This window comes from Winogradskyella sp. PE311 (assembly GCF_046545555.1).
Classification (GTDB): Bacteria; Bacteroidota; Bacteroidia; order Flavobacteriales; family Flavobacteriaceae; genus Winogradskyella.
In genome coordinates this window covers 1-20,243 of sequence record NZ_JBHZTH010000006.1, presented here as the reverse complement: position 1 = coordinate 20,243, position 20,243 = coordinate 1, and the positions used below count along the sequence as shown (strand labels likewise).

At 33.0% G+C, this 20,243-nt stretch carries 14 protein-coding genes and 2 tRNA genes; 3 read left to right on the top strand and 13 right to left on the bottom strand.

Going from position 1 to position 20,243, the window contains the following annotated elements; all coding sequences use genetic code 11:
* Positions 1–15: 15 nt before the first annotated feature.
* The 3 genes from cdd to porU all read right to left on the bottom strand — a co-directional run bounded on the left by cdd (position 16) and on the right by porU (position 5,723).
* Complete coding sequence (gene cdd / locus ACFWU4_RS15075; protein WP_411129369.1) at positions 16–498, bottom strand: cytidine deaminase; 483 nt, start codon at positions 496–498, stop codon at positions 16–18.
* 79 nt (positions 499–577) lie between these two features.
* Positions 578–1,807, bottom strand: a complete 1,230-nt coding sequence (gene porV / locus ACFWU4_RS15070) for a type IX secretion system outer membrane channel protein PorV (protein WP_411129367.1) — start codon at positions 1,805–1,807, stop codon at positions 578–580.
* A 64-nt stretch (positions 1,808–1,871) separates the two neighbouring features.
* Positions 1,872–5,723: a type IX secretion system sortase PorU gene (porU, locus tag ACFWU4_RS15065; protein WP_411129365.1), complete on the bottom strand. Its 3,852-nt coding sequence runs from the start codon at positions 5,721–5,723 to the stop codon at positions 1,872–1,874.
* A 324-nt stretch (positions 5,724–6,047) separates the two neighbouring features.
* On the opposite strand from porU, the gene gldJ reads away from it, so the two are divergent.
* Together gldJ and ACFWU4_RS15055 are read left to right on the top strand one after the other, a co-directional pair.
* Positions 6,048–7,727 (top strand): gliding motility lipoprotein GldJ, encoded by a 1,680-nt coding sequence (gldJ, locus tag ACFWU4_RS15060; RefSeq protein ID WP_411129363.1) that lies wholly within the window; start codon positions 6,048–6,050, stop codon positions 7,725–7,727.
* A 66-nt stretch (positions 7,728–7,793) separates the two neighbouring features.
* Entirely contained in the window at positions 7,794–9,074 is a 1,281-nt protein-coding gene (locus ACFWU4_RS15055) for a UDP-N-acetylmuramoyl-tripeptide--D-alanyl-D-alanine ligase (protein ID WP_411129362.1), read from the top strand.
* 4 nt (positions 9,075–9,078) lie between these two features.
* On the opposite strand, the gene ACFWU4_RS15050 is transcribed toward ACFWU4_RS15055, so the two are convergent.
* The 9 genes from ACFWU4_RS15050 to ACFWU4_RS15010 form a co-directional block, all read right to left on the bottom strand.
* A tRNA-Val gene (locus ACFWU4_RS15050) sits at positions 9,079–9,153 on the bottom strand.
* Positions 9,154–9,193: 40 nt separating this feature from the next.
* Positions 9,194–9,268, bottom strand: a tRNA-Val gene (locus ACFWU4_RS15045).
* Between the two features lie 63 nt (positions 9,269–9,331).
* Positions 9,332–10,549: a bifunctional folylpolyglutamate synthase/dihydrofolate synthase gene (locus ACFWU4_RS15040; RefSeq protein WP_411129360.1), complete on the bottom strand. Its 1,218-nt coding sequence runs from the start codon at positions 10,547–10,549 to the stop codon at positions 9,332–9,334.
* Between the two features lie 3 nt (positions 10,550–10,552).
* Entirely contained in the window at positions 10,553–11,437 is an 885-nt protein-coding gene (locus ACFWU4_RS15035) for an energy transducer TonB (RefSeq protein WP_411129358.1), read from the bottom strand.
* A gap of 42 nt (positions 11,438–11,479) precedes the next feature.
* A complete protein-coding gene (locus ACFWU4_RS15030; RefSeq protein ID WP_411129356.1) occupies positions 11,480–11,875 on the bottom strand; it encodes an ExbD/TolR family protein in 396 nt (131 codons plus the stop codon).
* 1 nt (position 11,876) lies between these two features.
* The gene (locus ACFWU4_RS15025) at positions 11,877–12,572 is read right to left on the bottom strand and encodes a MotA/TolQ/ExbB proton channel family protein (protein ID WP_411129354.1); all 696 of its coding nucleotides are present in this window, start codon (positions 12,570–12,572) and stop codon (positions 11,877–11,879) included.
* 64 nt (positions 12,573–12,636) lie between these two features.
* On the bottom strand, positions 12,637–14,028 hold the full coding sequence (gene nhaD, locus ACFWU4_RS15020) for a sodium:proton antiporter NhaD (protein WP_411129352.1): 1,392 nt from the start codon (positions 14,026–14,028) through the stop codon (positions 12,637–12,639).
* Positions 14,029–14,043: 15 nt separating this feature from the next.
* A complete protein-coding gene (locus tag ACFWU4_RS15015) occupies positions 14,044–15,270 on the bottom strand; it encodes a Glu/Leu/Phe/Val dehydrogenase dimerization domain-containing protein (protein WP_411129663.1) in 1,227 nt (408 codons plus the stop codon).
* A gap of 60 nt (positions 15,271–15,330) precedes the next feature.
* Positions 15,331–16,404, bottom strand: a complete 1,074-nt coding sequence (locus ACFWU4_RS15010; RefSeq protein WP_411129350.1) for an anhydro-N-acetylmuramic acid kinase — start codon at positions 16,402–16,404, stop codon at positions 15,331–15,333.
* 89 nt (positions 16,405–16,493) lie between these two features.
* Between ACFWU4_RS15010 and ACFWU4_RS15005 the strand changes: the two genes are divergently transcribed.
* Entirely contained in the window at positions 16,494–17,636 is a 1,143-nt protein-coding gene (locus ACFWU4_RS15005; RefSeq protein ID WP_411129348.1) for an acyl-CoA dehydrogenase, read from the top strand.
* 50 nt (positions 17,637–17,686) lie between these two features.
* Here the strand turns inward: ACFWU4_RS15005 and ACFWU4_RS15000 are convergent, their stop codons facing one another.
* The gene (locus ACFWU4_RS15000) at positions 17,687–20,128 is read right to left on the bottom strand and encodes a helix-turn-helix domain-containing protein (protein ID WP_411129346.1); all 2,442 of its coding nucleotides are present in this window, start codon (positions 20,126–20,128) and stop codon (positions 17,687–17,689) included.
* Positions 20,129–20,243 lie beyond the last annotated feature (115 nt).

Genomic DNA, 20,243 nt, shown 5'->3' with positions numbered 1-20,243 from the left:
ATTGCAATGAAAATGCTATAATACTGAATTATCAAAAAGTAATGGCAATAAATTTGCTAGAGAATCTGATTCCACAATCTTACCTTTCGCTCCCATGAAATAAAGTGAAATGCTTTGATTCTGCTTTATTTCATATTCAGCTATTGTTTGTCTGCATGCACCACAAGGTGGTATCGGCTTATCAGTTACTTGATTCTGTGATGATGCTGTAATTGCCATTTTTAAAATGTTGTTTGTAGGATATTTTGCACCAGCATAATAGATTGCAGTGCGCTCTGCACAAAGACCAGAAGGATAAGATGCATTCTCTTGGTTACTTCCAATAATTATCTCATTATTATCCAACAATATCGCAGCCCCTACTTTAAACTTCGAATATGGTGCGTAAGCATTGTCCCTAGCCAAAATAGCAGATTCCATTAATTCTTGTACATTGATTGGAAGTTCACTCATCCCATCGTAAACTTTAAGTTTAGTTTCTATCTTAACTTCCTTCATAATACAGATTCTCGTTTAGACAAAAAACTATTGCTTTTTTTGAAAACAATAGTCTTTGTGTATGAATTAATTATTGGTTCTAATATTCATCATACTCACCGTCACCGAAATTAAATGTTAGTGAAAAACGCAATGTATTTTCTAACGGACTTTGTACTCGAGACGCAGAAAACAAGTAAGATAAATCAATATTAATAGTAGTGTATTTAAACCCAGCACCTAACGCAAAGAACTTCCTTGCACCTTTGTCTTCAGCCTCATTAAAGTAACCTGCTCTAAAAGCAAAGTTTTCTTGATAGGTATATTCTGCACCTAATGACCATGTAAACTCTCTAAGCTCCTCACTAAATCCTCCTGGTGCGTCACCAAAAGATTGAAAAACACCATTTAAAAAGCTGACGTCATTACTTTGTCCTTCTGTAATAATAGTCGGTTCAGCCTCGTTTACGTCTGTTGTACTCGGATCGTCATCAGTTTGTTCTCCATCACCATTTGTATCAACAAAACCAAATTTTGGTGGTGTTGGCACTAATAATTTAGCAACTTCAGCAGTTAAACCTAACTTACTATACTCATCAAAAATAAAATCGAAACCAAGTCCCAGCCTAAGATTAGTTGGTTGAAAGTTTTCTCTTCCACCATCATCATACTTAAATTTAGGACCCAAATTCTGAATGGCAAAACCAGCTCTCCATCTTCCATTAAAATCATTATAAGCCTCCTCTTCACTTTGATAAAACCCAGTAATATCTGCACCAAAAGAACTTGCTGCATCTGCATTAGGATCTACTTGGTTTATCCTTAAATCTGACCTCATATATCTTACCGCCACTGCCATAGAAAATTGATCTGCTAATCTTAAAGTGTAGGCTACATCTGCGGTAAATTCGTTCGGCTTAACGTTTATTCCAGGATCGTTTTCGCTTTGTGTAAGAGTAATTTCTCCTAAACTAAAATACTTAAAACTGGCTGAAACCGCACTGTATTCATTAATTCTATTAAAATATGTGGCATAGCTGATTGAAATATCATTGACCAGCTTACTCAAATAAGGCGTGTAGCTTAAACTTACACCAGACTTAGCTTCTGAAAATGCATATTTTGCAGGATTCCATTGTTGTGAAAATCCGTCTACTGATGTGGCCACACCCATGTCACCCATACTAGCTGAACGCGCATCTGGCGCAATAAGCATAAATGGAACACCTGTAGTTATTACAGAAGATTGATCTGGAAATGTTATAGTCTCTTGACCATTTATTTGGTTAAATGTTACAAAAGCTACAAGGATTATTACGTATTTCTTCATGTTCAATAGTGAGTTATTAATGCTATTTTTGGAGCACTAATTCATTAACAAATATAAATTATTATTATAGTATAACAAGTTTTTGAATCTTTTCGACTTGTTTATTTAAACGGCTAGATCTTACTTTTAGTTTATAGACATACACACCTTTTCCAATTTTATCTCCAAAATCATCTCTTCCATCCCATACAATGTCTTTGGATAACGAGCTAACAGATTTACTACCACCTGTAGTTTGCCCATTTAAAGTTCTAACTAATTTTCCTGAAACAGTAAATATCTGTACTGAAACGTCTAAAGGTTCAATACTATTGTGATTAAACCAGAACTCTGTGTAATTAACAAAAGGATTTGGGTAATTAAGCACATTATTTATGACTAATTCTTCGTCTTTATCGAAAACAACAAATTGAATTTCTGAAGTAGAAGAGTTATTATACACATCCCATGCTTTTAAAGTTAAAGTATGTAAACCTGGTTCTAAATCTCTAAAAGGGTATGTTACTGTTCCATTAGTATAATCATCAACATTGGCCTGATAATAGTCATTTAAAACTATAGGATTAGTTTCGTCTCCATCTATTATTGCAGTAATATCATGTCCTATACCACTAGCTGTATTGATACCATTATCATCTTGCAACTTAGCTAATAGATTTGGTGACTCATTAGTTATTCCGCCTGAAACAAAATTTTCATCATTCATAAATAAGTTAATCACTGGTCCAATATTATCTTCTGGTGCATTTTCATTAATACCACCTACTTTTATATCAAAATTTGCACCTGCCTGATTTGATAATGGATTTTCCGTTTGTGCATAGAAACTAACTTTACCGTTACCAACAGGAATCCCTATGTCTCTAGGCACAATAAAATCAAAATCAAATTGACCATTTGTAATACTTGCTTGGCCTTTAAATATAATTTCCCCTAAGGTATTAAAGTCTAAAATAATGAGACCATTACTATCAGTTATTCCATCATTTCCTAATGTTTGACGCTCTATCTGTTTATCATAAACTGTAGCTGTTAGTGTGCCATTATAATTTGATAATAAGTTACCGTTAACATCAGTAACCTCACCTGACAGTTTATTATAACTTAATGCTTTTAAAGTATCTATGGGTTGGGTAATAACAACATCATTCACTTCGGTTAGCCTAATGTCTGGTTCGGCAAAGGCCAATTTCATTGCAGGATCGCCTATTAAAAACACCAATCGTTTCTGAGAGGAACCAGCGATACTATTATCCGTTTTTGTTAGTCGTAATGCTTCACCAATAGATGGGTAGTCATTAGATCCAAAAGCAAACACATAATCATCCAATGTTTCATTAAAAGTAACACCAGTTGTTACAAAAATTTGTCGTGTTGTTGTTATGAGACTAATTGCTCCTCCATTTTTATTCCAAAATGTAAACTCGCCAGCAGTATCTCTTTCTGGATCATCAAACTTTGTATACTCGCAAGTTACAGTTACAAATAAATTAAACTTACAAACATTGTTTATCTCTTGCGCGTCAAATCTATCGAAAATACGTTCCTTAGCTAAACCATCTTCACCACCATGACCAAAATAATTAACAACTAAAGCACCTACTTCTATCGCATCTTTAACAGCCTTATTTACCTTCGGGTAACGGTTACCTGCAGCAGAAGACTCTTGCTCAAAAGCATCAGTATGAATTTTAGTAATATTAAGAAAGGGCTTTTCGGCCTTTAAAGTTTCCCCAAGCCCATCAGTGGTATTTTCCAAAATCCTTTCCCATGCAACATCAACATCATCAGAAATAAGCAATATATTATTTCTCCAATTTCCGTAAGCTTCAGGTTGATAATAAGACTCTATTTTATCTACCATCTCTTTTGCACGTTGAACATCTTCTGCTAATATTCGACCAACAGCTATGTCCATTCTATTAGACGTATTCATTGACCCTTCATTATCATCTAACATGGCGTAAAAATCATCTGAAACAAAAGAATTAGTAAGACTAAAACTAGGAAGGGAATACCAAGAAGGTACCAAATTGGTGTTATTTTGCACTCTATTTTTATAATCATAGGACCCATCACCAAATAAACACAAGTATTTTAGACGATTGCTTGCGCTACTCGCATTATCATAAACGTATTTAATAAAATTTCTTAACGCTGCAATATCTTGACTTCCTGTACTAAACTCATTATAAATAGTTTGCAGGTCAACTACCTTAACATTTAGATCATACTGATTTCTATTAATCTGAGCTAAACGCTCTGCTTGCGAGATAAACTGAGATGGCGCCAAAATAATATAATCAATATCCTCAAAAGCACCTTGTGTATTGTTAAAGATTGTTCCTTTCAAATTCTGATTAGCAACAGTAGATCTCGTATCTCTAAGTGGCTCGTAAACATTGGCTAATGAAAAGGCTAAATATGTTCGCTCTTCTCCAGCTTGTGCTTTAAAGGATAACTCGTTTTGATTATCCGAATTTAAAATATTGGTAACATTAAATCTATCGGTAATATCCCACACTTCTTGAGTACCCGCAGAATTTGATAAATTATATTGTGCAATTCCAGAATTGTTAACAACTTCATTATTTTTAAAAATCAATTGCTCACCCTCATATCTTAAACCTCTAGTAGCCTCTATATTTATAAAATCGAGATATGCATTAGCCGATGGATTTCCATTATTATTGTAATCTAGAGTTACAGTTATTACATCTGAAGTAATATTTAGATTTTCACCATAAGCCACTGCAGTCCCTAGCACCGAGCCAGGACTAATCTGACCTAAACCTAAACTAGAAACAAAGTTACCATTGATGGTAATTCCCATAGTTGTGCCATTTGTTTCAGCAACAGAACCTACGGCAATATCAAACCTCACAGGTTCTGTCGTCACCAAATTAGGAAACTGAAAGTCATAAACACGTTGGTTTTCTATATCAAAATCATCACCAAACCAACGTCGTCCTAATTTTGCTAAATTATGCTCATCGACTTCGTAAAATTGATAATCTTGGAATGAATTAATCTCAATATCCGGAGAGCCAATAATTTCTGGCATGGCTTGAATCCGTTTACCACTGCCAGAACTTACGTTAATATAATAATATGTTCTATCAGTATAGAGATTTAAATTTGTCTGACTTTCTTCACTATAAGTTGTCGGACCTTCTCCATAAAACAGTATATAATCCTCGTTATCAAGACTGCCATCTTCCTCGCCAACAAATTTTACAGCATTTTCAACTACATCGAAAGGGTAATTAGCTGCGTTTAATAGTGGTAACATCCTACCACCATTACCATAAATCTTTATATTCCTTGGATCTACTGAATTAGTATTAATACCTAAACTACTTAAGAAGCCTTTTGAAAGTCGAAAAACTCCTGATTTTTCGATATAGAATCGATACCACTCACCAGAACTTAAAACAGAATTTGTAACTTCATTTCTAGCACTAAACTGATTTCGACCAGCTAACGAACTATAATTAACCGTTACATTTGTAATTTTCTTATAAACGCCTCTATCATTAATTATAGGACTTAATTCGAAATAATAAGAGCGAATACCTCTAGCGTTTGAGTTATAAAGTTGAAATTTTGGTGAAGTTGGTATTAATGCTCTATTTAGGTTCTTTAAATCTGCTGTACTTATATTTTCATAAAGAACATTAGACAAGCTTACCGAGTTCTCATCAATACTATTTCCGCTTCCTTCCCATTGAGCAAAAAATGTTAGACCCTTTGCTGAATTATAATCGAAATGCCTAGAACTAAACGAAGGAACTTCTATTTTCCCATACTCATTTTCTAGTGTCTTTGTTCCGGTCCATTCTATTACAAACTCTTTTTTTTGTCCAAAAGTGCTTATAACTGCAAATAGGAATAGAAAAATATAGCAATTTTTCATTAATACATATTGGTTTTTAGTAATCTCTGTTCATACCAAATAAATATCACTAACCTGACTTTGGTACAAATTACATTAAAATAACGCCCTTTACAGTCGCTTATTATGATGCGCTTATTATTATTTCAAAAATACAACAATAATTTATTTATGGTCTCGTTATTAAAGAGCAAAATAAGACGATAATTGACCAAAAATCCGTTGTCATGTTCAAAAAAAAGGATGAAATGCACAATTTTTTACATTTTGACGTAAAAAAAAGTTGCTAGTTTACCTTTAATTGTTATATTGCACATCTAAAATTTAACGAGCTTACTTAAACGTATGGATATGAAAAATGTCTCAAACCTAAAATTTTTAATAACACTATTAGTTTGTGCTAGTATTGTTAGCTGTAAACGTTCATCCAATTCTGGTAATACAGATAGCGCTACAGGCTGGAAAATTAATGCCAAAGATGGCGGTTTTCAGTACAATACTAATTTCAAAGAACAAGAAACTCCACCGGGTACATCTTTTGTAGAAGGCGGTACTTTTACAATGGGTAAAGTACAAGATGATCCTATGCACGATTGGAATAACACTCCAAACAAACAGCATATACAATCATTTTACATGGATGAAAACGAAGTTACTAATCTTAATTACTTATTTTATTTAGATTATTTAAAAAGTGTTTACCCACCAGATGATCCAAATTATTCACTTATTTATAAAGGAGCCCTTCCAGACACATTAGTTTGGAGAAATCGTTTAGGGTATAATGAGATGATGACAGAAAATTATTTGCGTCATCCAGGTTATGCCAACTATCCTGTTGTAGGAGTAAGTTGGATCCAAGCTGTTGAATATGCAAATTGGAGATCTAACCGTGTAGCAGAAATGTCTTTACAAGAAGCCGGATATATAAAAAGAGACGCTCAATATACTGATCTTAGTGCAGAAAGTACATTTGATGTTGATACTTACATTAATGCCCCTACACAAACTTATGGTGGCAAGGAAGAAGTTTTAACTGGAGGAAAAAGAAGAGTTCAAACTGATGCTGAGGGTAACGAAATTAATAAGTATGCTAGTAGAGAAACGGGACTAATACCTGTAAAATATAGACTACCGACTGAAGCTGAATGGGAATATGCAGCATTAGGCATGAGTGAATTGAGAGAGTACAACGTATATAGAGGTCGTAAAAAATATCCTTGGGATGGACAATATACAAGATCTGGTAAACGTGTTAATCGTGGAGATCAGTTAGCTAACTTTAAACAAGGAAAAGGTGACTATGGCGGAATCGCTGGTTGGTCTGATGATGGTGCTGATATTACTGCTCAAGTAAAATCTTACGAGCCAAATGACTTTGGACTTTATGACATGGCTGGTAATGTAGCTGAATGGGTTGCTGATGTTTATCGCCCAATAGTAGACGATGAATTTAATGATTTCAATTATTATAGAGGTAACGTATATACTAAAAATGCACTAAATGAAGATGGTACAGTTAAAGTGGTTACAATGGAAGAGATTGTATATGATACTTTAGCAAACGGAAAGATTATCGCAAGAGATTTACCAGGAGAAATTGCTAAAATCCCAGTTGATGATAAAGAAACTTATTTGAGAACTCAATTTAGTGAAAGTGACAATAGAAACTTTAGAGATGGTGATAAGCGATCTTCTCGATACTACAGAGAAAGCTTTGATGAAGGTGAAGAAAGAAAAAATAATACTGGTAAGATGTATAATTCTCCAAAACATAGTGTACAATTAGATTCTGTAGATGGTAAACTAGTTAGACAATATGATAAATCGAACAATCGAACGTCTTTAATTAATGATGAAGTAAGAGTTTATAAAGGTGGTTCTTGGAGAGACAGAGCGTATTGGATAGATCCTGCTCAACGTAGATACTTCCCACAAGACATGGCCACCGATTATATCGGATTCAGATGTGCTGTATCTAGAGTTGGTTCTAAATCTGTAAAGAATGCAAAGAAACGTAATTAAAAAACGTTAAATAATATTATTAAAAAGTCCTGATAAATTTATCAGGACTTTTTTATTTTTAAGCCTATGGAAATTGAAGACATATATCGCAAATTTAAAAATAGCAATTCTATATCAACTGATACTAGAAACCTTGCCAAGGGATGCATGTACTTTGCTCTAAAAGGTAATAATTTTGATGGTAATAATTTTGTACAGAAAGCGTTTGAAAATAAAGCAAAATTTTGTGTTATAGACAATCCTAATGCTAATATTAATGCAAACTGTATCTTAGTTAATGATGTGCTTACGACGCTTCAAGAATTAGCAACTTATCATAGAAACAAAATAGGTATTCCTATAATTTCTTTAACAGGTAGTAATGGCAAAACCACAACTAAAGAACTTATAAATGCCGTTTTATCCACGGAATATAAAGTTAAGGCAACAAAAGGTAATCTCAACAATCACATAGGAGTACCACTTACACTGTTAGGTTTTACAAATGATTTAGATTTTGGTATTGTAGAAATGGGCGCAAATCATCAAAAAGAAATTGAATTTCTTTGTAACATCGCACAACCAGATTTTGGTCTTATCACCAACTTTGGAAAAGCTCATTTAGAGGGATTTGGTGGTATTGAAGGGGTTATTAAAGGTAAATCTGAATTGTATGATTTCTTAAGAGTAAATAACAAGACAGTTTTCATTAATACGGAAGACAATCTACAAACTAAACAAATTTCTGATTATAATAACGTTACGACTTTTGGAGCTAATTTAAATAACGATTGTATTGTAACATTTAATAAGGCCAACCCATATGTATCTTTAAAATACAAAGAATTAGAAATAGAAAGTCAACTTATTGGAGACTATAATTTTGGCAATATAGCAATAGCTATTTCCGTTGGACAGTTATTTAAGGTTAAACCTGAAAATATAAAAGAAGCAATTGAAAGTTATCAACCAGATAATAATCGTTCTGAAATTATCAATAGAGATACAACGACAATTATCTTAGATGCCTATAATGCAAATCCTACTAGTATGCTTGCTGCATTAAAAAACTTGAAACAATTGAAAGCAGACAATAAATATCTATTTCTTGGCGATATGTTTGAATTAGGTAAAGATGCGGAAAAAGAACATCAAAATATTGTCGATTCTGTCAACACTAATTTTGCTAAAAATGTTTATTTAATCGGACAGAATTTCTTCAAAACAAAATCTACTGAAGGGATTCAAAAATTCGCCAAGTTTGAGGATTTAATACCAATACTCAATAATTTAGATATTTCAAATTCAACTCTATTAATTAAAGGTTCTCGAGGAATGGCTTTAGAACGTATACTTAAATATATCTAAAATGTGGGTCATACTGGATTCGAACCAGTGACTTCTACCCTGTCAAGGTAACACTCTAAACCAACTGAGTTAATGACCCCTTTTTAAACAAAAAAAGTTCACATTTCTGTGAACTTCTGTGGGCGCGAAGGGATTCGAACCCCTGACCCCTTGGGTGTAAACCAAGTGCTCTGAACCAACTGAGCTACGCGCCCTAATTATTAGGACTGCAAATATAGACTAGTTTTTAAAACCTCAAAAGATTTTTTATAAAAAAATTAAATTATTTCAGCCACTACAAAAGTACTACCTCCAATGTAAATTAGATCTTGTTTTTCGGCCATTGATTTTGCTGTTAATAAGGCTTCTTCAACAGAATAATAAGTGTTACCAATACAATTATTATTTCGCATAAAATCTTGTAATATTTTTGCATCTAACCCGCGTTGTACGTTTGGTTTACAAAAATAGTAAATAGCATCTTTAGGAAGTAGTGCTGCGATAGAGTTTAAGTCCTTATCACTAACAAAACCAAGGACCATGTGGAGTCTATTAAAGGTTTCTGTTTTTAATTGTTCTATTGTAAAACTTAACCCTTCCTTATTATGTGCTGTATCACAAATTACCTTAGGTCTATGTCCTAAAACTTGCCATCTCCCCATAAAACCAGTGTTTTTGGAGACATTTAGAAGTCCTTTTAGAAGTTGTGCTTTTGAGATATTAAAATGAGATTGTCGCAAAATCTCAATAGATTGAAGAACAGTTTTTATATTATGAATTTGATAGCTCCCTTTTAAGTCACTTTCTAAAACATAGTCTATAAGTTGATCCGCAAAATAAATTTCTGATTTTGTCAATTTAGCTTTCTCTTTAAAAACGTTTTTAGTTTCATTTTGGGTTTCCCCAATTACTACTGGGATTTTGTTTTTTATTATTCCCGCTTTTTCTTTGGCTATTTTATCGAGCGTATTACCTAAGAACTGCATATGATCAAAACCAATATTTGTTATAACCGATAACTCAGGCCTGATAATGTTAGTTGAGTCTAATCGTCCTCCTAGACCAACTTCAATTAGTGCTATATCGACTTTCTGCTTTTCAAAATAATCAAAAGCCATTCCAACAGTCATTTCAAAAAAAGACAATTGGTTATTTTTAAGAAAAATTCTATTTCGCCTTACAAAACCAATGACAAATTGTTTACTAACAACTCTTCCATTAATTCTTATACGCTCTCTAAAATCTTTTAAGTGCGGTGATGTATATAATCCTACTTTATAACCTGCCTCTTGCAGTATAGAAGCCAGCATATGACTCGTGGAACCCTTTCCATTAGTTCCACCTACATGAATAGATTTGAACTTGTTCTGCGGCTCTCCTAAGTGTTCAGAAAAACTTAAAGTATTTGATAGATCTTTTTTAAAAGCAGTTTTGCCTTTATTTTGATACATTGGCAACTGCTGAAACATCCAATTGATTGTATCTTGATAATTCATGAATTATTGACCTAAAGCGAAATTGATACTAACAAAGCCAACTTGTGTGGATGGTGCATCTGAATCTGCTGGCCATTTGTGAGACAAAGCTATTTTTTTTGCAGGCTCTAATAAACAAGGATGTGTATTAGTTGTTCCTCTAATTCCTGGTTCAGCCTTAACTACTTTACCCTGTCTATTAACTTCTATACGTACAACGACTAAACCGTATTCGTTACATTGCTGTTTATATATCTTTTTGGACGGTCTACCTCTACCTCCTAGACCGTAGCCTACACCACCTTTTCCAGGCCCAGAACCACCAAAATAACTTGGTGCATAGGGATCGCCATCTAATTGACCTTTATTACCTCCTTGACTATCTGGCCCTTCTCCGCCATCAGTATTACCATTTGAATTTTTAACACCACCTATAAGGTCATCCAGCTTTCTTTTATTCTCCTCATCCTCACGTCTCTTTTTTTCTTCTGCTTCTCTTTTTTGGCGTTCAATTCGTTCTTGCTCAGCTTTAGCTTTGGCTTCTGCTGCTCTGGCCTTTGCTTCAGCCTCTTTTTGCTTCTTTATAGCGAGAGCCTCTGCATTGTCTTGTGTTAGTATTTCTTCGGCCTTGGTACTAGCTTCAGTTGGTGTAACTTCTGCTTCTTCGGGTTGAGATTCTTCAACAGATTGTTCTTCTACTACTTTTTCCTCTATTGCTTTTCTAGGTTCACTAAGTGGTTTGCTCCCACTTCCAAAATCAGTAGTACCAAAATTAACAGCGACTCCATATTCTTCTGGTGGATCTAAATATTGAGGTCCAACAAAAAATAACAACAAGAAAAGCAACAGTGCAATAAGCCCAGTTATTCTTGCCGAATTACGTTGATGTTTGGTCTCTAAATATTTCACTGTTTTATACTTTCATTAGTATAGTTTCAAAAATAATGCCGTTTAGTTTGGCTTCACTGCTAATATTACTTTGAATTTGTTTCGATTGGCAATATCCATAACCTTGACCACATTTTCAACAGGAACAGACTTTTCAGCTCTCAATACTATTGTTGGTGATTCTTGGGAAGACAGAATAGATAACAATTGTGACTCTAAAACACTCTCACCTACACGCTTTTGATCAATATAGTAGGTTAAATCTTTTTTAATACTTACTGCTGTAGACTTTTTATTTTCTGTTTTACCGCTCGCCTTTGGCAAAACAATATCAATAGCATTAGTACTAACTAATGTTGAAGCGATCATAAAAAATATCAACAAGAGAAATACAATATCGGTCATAGACGCGAAATTAAACTCTGGCGTTACTTTATTTCTTCTTCCTCTAATATCCATATTAGATTGGCTCGTTTAAGTGATCTAAAAACTCAACAGAATTAGCCTCCATTTGATAAACTACTTTATCTGTTTTTACTACAACATGGTTATACGCCACATATGCAATAATACCCACTATAAGTCCGCCAACAGTAGTTGTCATAGCGGTATATAAACCACTTGCTAAAACGTCCATTTGTATTGTTCCACCAGCGTTAGCTAATTCAAAAATTGAAAGAATCATACCCACTACTGTTCCTAAAAACCCAATCATTGGTGCAACTCCCGAGATGGTCGCAAGTACACTTACATTCTTCTCTAGGCTATAGACCTCTAATTTTCCAGCATTCTCGATTGCTGTATTTATATCTTCTAGTGGCTTGCCTATTCTAGTTATACCTTTTCCAATTAATCTCGACACTGGCGAATTTTGCTGCGCACATAGCATCTGTGCAGAATCAATTTTTCCATTTGAAACATGGTCTTTAATTTGATTCATAAAGTTTGAATCTACTTTAGAAACGGCTTTTATCGCAAAAATACGTTCAAAATAGATATAGGTAGTTACAATCAAAAGTAGAAACAAAATAAGAATAATAACCATTCCTGAAGTACCTCCACTGGTAATCAACTCAATTATTGACAGCGTCTTTTCAATTGACTCTCCCTCGGCTACAATACCTATTTCATCTTGAATATTACTTAGTAATATCATATAATAAAATTTTAAATTTAAAAGTTCTTGTAAGTTATAACGTTAAGTTTTTTACTTAAGTATGTTAGAAAATTGACCTAGTTATCATAAATGCCATAGCACCTGCCAAGAAGCCTACTAATGCTAACCACGATATTTTCTTTAAATACCAGAAAAAGTCTATTTTTTCCATGCCCATAGCTACAACACCCGCAGCAGAACCAATTATTAACATACTTCCACCTGTACCAGCTGAATATGCTATAAAATGCCATAATTCATTATCTAGCGGCTCAGAAAACATACCTAAACTTGCCGCTACTAAAGGCACGTTATCAATTACTGCTGAACCTACACCTAATAATAAAACAACTAAATCTGAAACGCCTTCACCATGAAGTTCTGTACCTAGCATCGGTGTATTATTCTGTAATGTGTCTGCAAAACCAAAAAGTATACCCAAAGATTCTAATGCTGCAACAGCCATTAAAATCCCTAAGAAGAATAAAATACTCGGTAATTCTATTTTAGACAACGAGTAATGTACCGGACTATGACTTGCGTGTTCATTATGTTCATCAGAGGCTGCGGCAGATATTGCAAATTTTGAATTACTGTATATCTCAGCAAATATTGCAACCACACCAAGAGATAACATCATACCTACATATGGAGGTAAGTGCGTAATTACTTTAAATACAGGAACAAAAACTATTGCTCCTAGACCTAAAAATAACATAGTAGAACTAAACTTATTCTTAGGTTTTCCATCAGATTCTTGCAACTCTAATTCACCCTTAAATGGTTTTAATAAAGAAGCAATAAATGTTGGTACTATCATACATAATAAAGATGGAATAAAGAGGTACATAAATAATTTACCTGTAGATACTTTATCACCTATCCAAAGCATAGTAGTTGTAACATCTCCAATCGGAGACCAAGCACCACCAGCATTTGCTGCAATAATAATTAAACCTGCATACCAAATTCTAATATCTCTATCTTTAACAATTTTTTGAAGTATTGATATTAAAACAATCGTTGCCGTTAAATTATCTATTATTGCAGAAAGTATAAAAGCTAATATTGAAAACATCCATAAAAGCTTCTTTCGACTATTAAAGTTAACCGCATTCTTTATGGTTGAGAACCCATCAAAATAATCAATTATTTCGACAATCGTCATTGCCCCTAAAAGGAAAACTAATATCTCGGCTGTTTTACCTAAATGATGCAGTAACGTTTCTTCCATTAAATGCATTTTCTCTTCATGTGGGAGCAAACCAAAGTTATCCATTAAACTATGTTTTGCTGAATCGAACCATTGTGAAAAATCATCAATGCCAAGAGAAATTAAGGCCCAACTTATAGCCATCATTACTAAAGCCGGAATTAGCTTATCTATTTTAATATTGTGTTCTAATGTAATGGCTAAGTAGCCAAAGACAAAAACGAGAATTATTACTGTTTCCATAATTAAGGGATGTTTTTATATTAATTGTCTTAACGCAATCTCAAATGCGGTTTCACTAATACCTATGTTTGCTGGGTTATGGTCTTTCACATCTATTAGGGCTTTTTTAATAACCTTTGAAGTATCATTAAATATAGCTTCGTCTGTCATTAAAACCTTCCGCTCCATAAAGTAAGCAAAAACTCTAGCCATACCACAATTTGAAATAAAATCTGGTATTAAACTAACTTTTTGGTCAGTGTGTTCCATAATCGATCCAAAGAAAATTTCCTTATCTGCAAAAGGGACGTTTGCTCCGCACGTTATAACTTCTAAACCTGTATCTATCATTTGATCTATTTGGCTTTGAGTAACCAATCTTGATGCTGCACAAGGAGCAAAGATCTCGGTTTCCAATGACCAAATCTTGTTATTGATATCCTTAAAAGGGATTAATTTATCCGCGACCAGTGTATTGCCGTTTTTACTAAGATATAAATCAGTAATCTCTTTAAATGAAAAACCTTCACTATTAATTAATCCACCAACTCGATCTATTATACCAACAACTTTTGCACCCATTTGCGCAAAATAAAAAGCTGCGGCAGCTCCAACATTACCAAAACCCTGAACTATAACTCTTTTACCATTAATAGAACCGTCATTGATCTCATAAAAATGTTTTGCTGCAACAGCAACACCATAACCAGTAATCATGTCTGCAACTGTATATTTTTTTGAAACATCAGGAGAGTATTGAGGATTTTCAATCACCTTTATTACCCCTTGCCTTAATTGACCGATTCTATTAATTTTATCAGCTTGTGTTGGTTTAAAGTGACCTTCAAAAACACCTTCTTGAGGATGCCAAACACCACTTTCTTCAGTAATTGGAATTACCTCATGTATTTCATCAACATTTAAATCTCCACCCGTTCCGTAATAACTCTTTAATAATGGGGAAACTGCAGCATACCATCGTTCTAAAACGCCTTTTTTTCTTGGGTCCTGAGGGTCAAAATTTATTCCAGATTTAGCTCCACCAATAGCAGGTCCAGAAACCGTGAATTTGACTTCCATTGTCTTTGCTAATGATAAAACCTCATTTTTATCTAAACCTTTTCTCATTCTTGTACCACCACCAGCTGCGCCACCTCTTAATGAATTTATGACTGTCCAACCCTCTGCTTCAGTTTCAGGATCATTCCAATGAAAAACAATTTCTGGAGGCTTATTTTCGTAAGTTTGAAGTAACTTTTTTATCAATTTTAGTCGTTTAGTTAGTTGTAACAAATATAAAAAACAATCAAAGCTTAATGTTAATTATACATGATTTTTAGGAATTAAAATTTTACCGCTTGAGTGATCTTTGATTGCACCTGTAACACTTTGTAAGCAATTAACTTCATTTATCTCTTTTAAAACACCTAAAAGACCAAAAACCAAGGCTTCTTTAAACTCTATGATTTCTTTGGTTGGTATAATAATATGACATGGCGAATAAATATTTAACCTTTCAATTAAAAATTTATTGTACGCACCACCTCCAGTAATCAAAACATTAGTATGCTTTTTATATAACACTTTAGACACTTGTATAGCAATGTGCTCGATGAATGTGCTTAGAATATCTTCAACCTGCAGATTAAAAGAATTAATTAATGGAAAAATATTTAATTCTACCCATTCTAAGCCTAGGGATTTTGGAGGACTCTCAGTATAAAAATTAAGTTCATTCAATTTAATCAATAATTCATTTCTCACTTTACCACTTAAAGCTATTTTACCTTTATCATCATATTCCATACCCAATTTAGCCGCATAATGATTCAAAACAATATTTACTGGACAAATATCATAAGCAATTCTATTCTTTTTATTTTCAAATGAAATGTTAGCAAAACCACCTAAATTTAAACAGTAATCATAATGACTAAATAATAAACGATCACCAATTGGAACTAATGGTGCTCCTTGACCACCATACTGAACATCTTGAATCCTAAAGTCACAAATAACTTTTAGATTTAAAACTTCAGCTAAAATCTGTTTATTACCAATTTGTAAGGTTAAACCGTTTTCTGGCTGATGTAATGCTGTATGACCATGGGATGAAATAAAATCAATAGCTTCAATTTGATTTTCTTTTAAAAAATTTAGAATTACAGTAGCTAAATAAATTGAGTACTCAGCATCAATATTATCTAACTCTAGCCTACTTCTATTGACCAATTCTTTTAAAATAGACTTCCATTTTTTAGAGTATTTAATTGTTTCTGCATTATGAATTACGAAAGTCCATTGATTATCAAATTTGAATTCAGCATAAATTATATCGATTCCATCTAAAGATGTACCTGACATTACTCCAATGACATTAAAATTAGATTTTATCATATTAGTAAAAATAACATTACTTATTAAAAATACCACAAGAAAACTTTATCTTTGCATCAAAAATTTATCAAATCAATAATTAGATTTTTATGGACTTTAGCTTAACAGAAGAACATTTAATGATTCGCGATGCAGCACGTGATTTTGCACAAACTGAATTATTACCTGGTGTAATAGAACGTGATAATGCGCAAACATTTCCGGATGAATTGGTCCGTAAAATGGGAGAATTAGGTTTTATGGGTATCATGGTAGATCCAAAATATGGAGGAAGTGGTATGGATGCCATCTCATATGTATTAATTATGGAAGAACTTTCTAAAATTGATGCTTCTGCCTCAGTTATGGTTTCTGTAAATAATTCTTTAGTTTGTTATGGCCTTGAAGCTTATGGAACAGAAGAACAAAAACAAAAATACTTAACAAAACTAGCCACAGGTGAGAGTATAGGAGCTTTTTGTTTAAGTGAACCTGAAGCTGGTAGTGATGCAACTTCGCAAAGAACAACTGCCATAGATAAAGGAGATCATTATTTACTTAATGGTACTAAAAACTGGATTACTAACGGTGGACGCTCTGATGTTTATTTAGTGATAGCTCAAACCGATAAGCACAAAGGATCTCATGGTATTAATGCCTTTATTATTGAAAAAGGAATGAAAGGTTTTGATATTGGGCCTAAAGAAGATAAGCTTGGTATTAGAGGGAGTGACACGCACACGCTACAATTTAATGATGTAAAAGTCCCTAAAGAAAATAGAATTGGCGCTAATGGATCTGGATTTAGGTTTGCTATGAAAACACTTTCTGGTGGAAGAATAGGTATTGCTGCACAAGCTTTAGGTATTGCTTCTGGTGCTTATGAATTAGCTTTAAAATATTCTAAAGAGCGTAAAGCTTTTGGTACAGAAATATGCAATCATCAGGCGATTGCATTTAAGTTAGCAGATATGTATACAGAAATTGAAGCTGCTAGAATGTTAGTAATGAAATCGGCTTGGGACAAAGACCAGGGTAATAACTACGATATGAGTAGTGCAATGGCTAAACTTTACGCTAGTAAGGTTGCTATGGAACATACGGTTGAAGCGGTTCAAATACATGGTGGAAATGGATTTGTAAAAGAATACCATGTTGAGCGCTTAATGCGTGATGCGAAAATTACTCAGATTTACGAGGGAACTTCAGAGATTCAGAAAATTGTTATTTCCCGTGGTTTGATTAAAGGATAACATTACTTGAATATATATTAAAGGCTTCAGAATTTAATTTTGAAGCCTTTTTAATTTTTTGAAAGCTCGTTAACTACCAATCGTAATTCCCCATAAGAGAATTTATCATCTACTTGATGTTTTAAATCTGATAAATTTTCGAAAGTTTTAGTTGGAATAATTTTTTTTAATTCTAAAAAGTGAGCTTTTGTTATTAAATCTGTAATCTTTACTTCACCAGAAGAAATGAATTCAGCTAGATGTCCAAAGATAGTATTTGTGTTTAAATCTCGCTCTAATGCGATTTGATCTACTGACTTTCCTGCTTTAAATAATTCCAAAGAAATTTTCTTAGTATCTCCTTTTTGTCTTTTTTTTGGTTTCAATTCTTCAAAAACTGAAACATCGTTTGAAGTTTCAATGTCATTCTCTTCACAATACGTTTTAATGACTTTTAAAATTTCTGTTCCGTACTTTTCAATACGTGTTTTTCCCATTCCATGTACTGCTTTCAACTCTTGTTTTGTATTTGGTAATAGTTCACACATGGCATATAATGACTTCTGTGTAAAAACTTGAAAATGAACAAGATCTTCTCGCTTTGCTATTTGATTTCTTAACTCTCTTAATAGTTCAAAAAGCTCGACATTTGTGGTTCCATCAATTACAACTTTACGTTGTTTTTTTGGTTTGTCTTTTGCAAGAAACACAGATTTTGCCCTTAAATCAAGAAACTGTTCTACATTGAATCCATTCTTTAGACCTTCAAAATACAACAACTTAGTTGCCAATAATTCTTCTAGAGTATCATATTGTTTATTTATATCTTTTTCAATTGTTTTATTATCTGTAGTAAAACCGAATGTTTTAATTGAGTCTTCTATTTTTGATTTAGTTTGATCTGTAAAATAAGCCACAGCTTTAGAGAACCTTTCTTGTATTGATGAATTTGAATCAGGAATATCAAGAGCATCACCTATTGACTTTAATTGCGTATTAAACGACGTACTTACTTTTAATAAATTAGTTATACACACTTTTATATTGGTTAAAGGTATTTCTATATTACCTTCTATACTACCTCTATTTTTATAGTAGATGTCTAATATTCTATTTGCTGGATATAAGAATTTATAAAAATTAAAAACCTCTGAAATTAAATCCAATTGAAACGTTCGTTTGGATTCTCTTAGAATTTGATCATTAGGTTGATTAGCTTCTGCATCTTCATTAAAAGAAATAACATTGTTATCGCTTATAATTTGATTTGGCGTGATTTTACTTTTTAATATTAAACCTTCAAGAGATTTACAGCGACTGAGTGCAACATATGTTTGTCCATGAGCAAAAGCCCCTTCTGCATCTATAATAGCTTTTTCAAAAGTTAAGCCTTGACTTTTATGAATTGTAATTGACCATGCTAAGCGCAATGGTATTTGTGTATAACTTCCAATCTTATCTTCTGATATTGCTTTAGTGTCAGAATCTACAGTATATTTTATATTCTCCCACAATTCACGTTTTGTAACTATATTAAAATCGTCATCTGGACAATTCACAATAACTTCATCTTCATCTAATAAAATAACCTTGCCTATTTTGCCATTATAATAACGCTTTTCAGGAGAGCTATCGTTTTTAACAAACATGACTTGTGCTCCGACTTTTAGTTCAAGTTCATCATTATTTGGGTAAGAATGCTCTGGGAAATTTCCTTTAACTTCTGCTTTGTAGACCTTAGATTTACCAGTAAGTTTTTTAAGCTCTTGTTGATTCGTTTGATTAGCTTTATTGTTATGCGTCGTTAACGAAATATAACCATCATTTTCATTAGTTATAAATTCTGGATAATATCGTTTATTAAGTTCATCAGCTGAGATATTACTCAATTTATTATTCCTAACTTCATTAAGAATATCTATAAACACGGGGTTATCTTGTCTATATATAAATTTCAATTCAATAGTAATCGCATCACATGCTTGATAAGCCTGACTACTAAAGAAAAAAGCATTCTTATAAAAAGGGCTTAATAATCTCCATTCGTGTTCTTTTATTACAGGAGATAATTGCTGAAGGTCACCTATCATTAACAACTGGACTCCACCAAAAACTAAATTTCTATTCTTGAATCGCCTAAGTGTCTTATCAATCCCATCTAATAAATCAGACCTAACCATACTAATTTCATCAATAACTAAAAGATCTAAAGACTTTATTATATTAATTTTCGTCTTACTAAACTTTCTATTAAAACCTGAGGAGGAATTTAAGTCAGAATCTGGTAAAATAGGGCCAAAAGGCATTTGAAAAAAAGAATGAATTGTAACCCCTTTAGCATTAATGGCAGCAACTCCAGTTGGAGCGACAACTACCATTCGTTTTTGAGATTGTAATTTTAATTTATGTAGAAAAGTTGTTTTACCTGTACCAGCCTTACCAGTTAAAAAAATATTTCTATTTGTATTAGTTACAAAATTCCAAGCAAGATCTAGTTCTTTATTCAACTTCATAAATAGTATTCATATCAAACTTGAAGATAATAAAATTGAGCCTCTTAAGCAGAATCAGGGTATAATAAAACATAAAAAACCCTTACTAAATAAATAGTAAGGGTTTTAGTTTAAT

Bases quoted from the DNA above. Each gene is read 5' to 3' on its own strand.
- porU (WP_411129365.1), bottom strand. From the start codon at position 5,723: ATGAAAAATTGCTATATTTTTCTATTCCTATTTGCAGTTATAAGCACT.
- ACFWU4_RS15055 (WP_411129362.1), top strand. From the start codon at position 7,794: ATGGAAATTGAAGACATATATCGCAAATTTAAAAATAGCAATTCTATA.
- ACFWU4_RS15000 (WP_411129346.1), bottom strand. From the start codon at position 20,128: ATGAAGTTGAATAAAGAACTAGATCTTGCTTGGAATTTTGTAACTAAT.
- ACFWU4_RS15010 (WP_411129350.1), bottom strand. From the start codon at position 16,404: ATGATAAAATCTAATTTTAATGTCATTGGAGTAATGTCAGGTACATCT.
- porV (WP_411129367.1), bottom strand. From the start codon at position 1,807: ATGAAGAAATACGTAATAATCCTTGTAGCTTTTGTAACATTTAACCAA.
- cdd (WP_411129369.1), bottom strand. From the start codon at position 498: ATGAAGGAAGTTAAGATAGAAACTAAACTTAAAGTTTACGATGGGATG.
- ACFWU4_RS15025 (WP_411129354.1), bottom strand. From the start codon at position 12,572: ATGATATTACTAAGTAATATTCAAGATGAAATAGGTATTGTAGCCGAG.
- ACFWU4_RS15030 (WP_411129356.1), bottom strand. From the start codon at position 11,875: ATGGATATTAGAGGAAGAAGAAATAAAGTAACGCCAGAGTTTAATTTC.
- ACFWU4_RS15040 (WP_411129360.1), bottom strand. From the start codon at position 10,549: ATGAATTATCAAGATACAATCAATTGGATGTTTCAGCAGTTGCCAATG.
- nhaD (WP_411129352.1), bottom strand. From the start codon at position 14,028: ATGGAAACAGTAATAATTCTCGTTTTTGTCTTTGGCTACTTAGCCATT.
- gldJ (WP_411129363.1), top strand. From the start codon at position 6,048: ATGGATATGAAAAATGTCTCAAACCTAAAATTTTTAATAACACTATTA.
- ACFWU4_RS15005 (WP_411129348.1), top strand. From the start codon at position 16,494: ATGGACTTTAGCTTAACAGAAGAACATTTAATGATTCGCGATGCAGCA.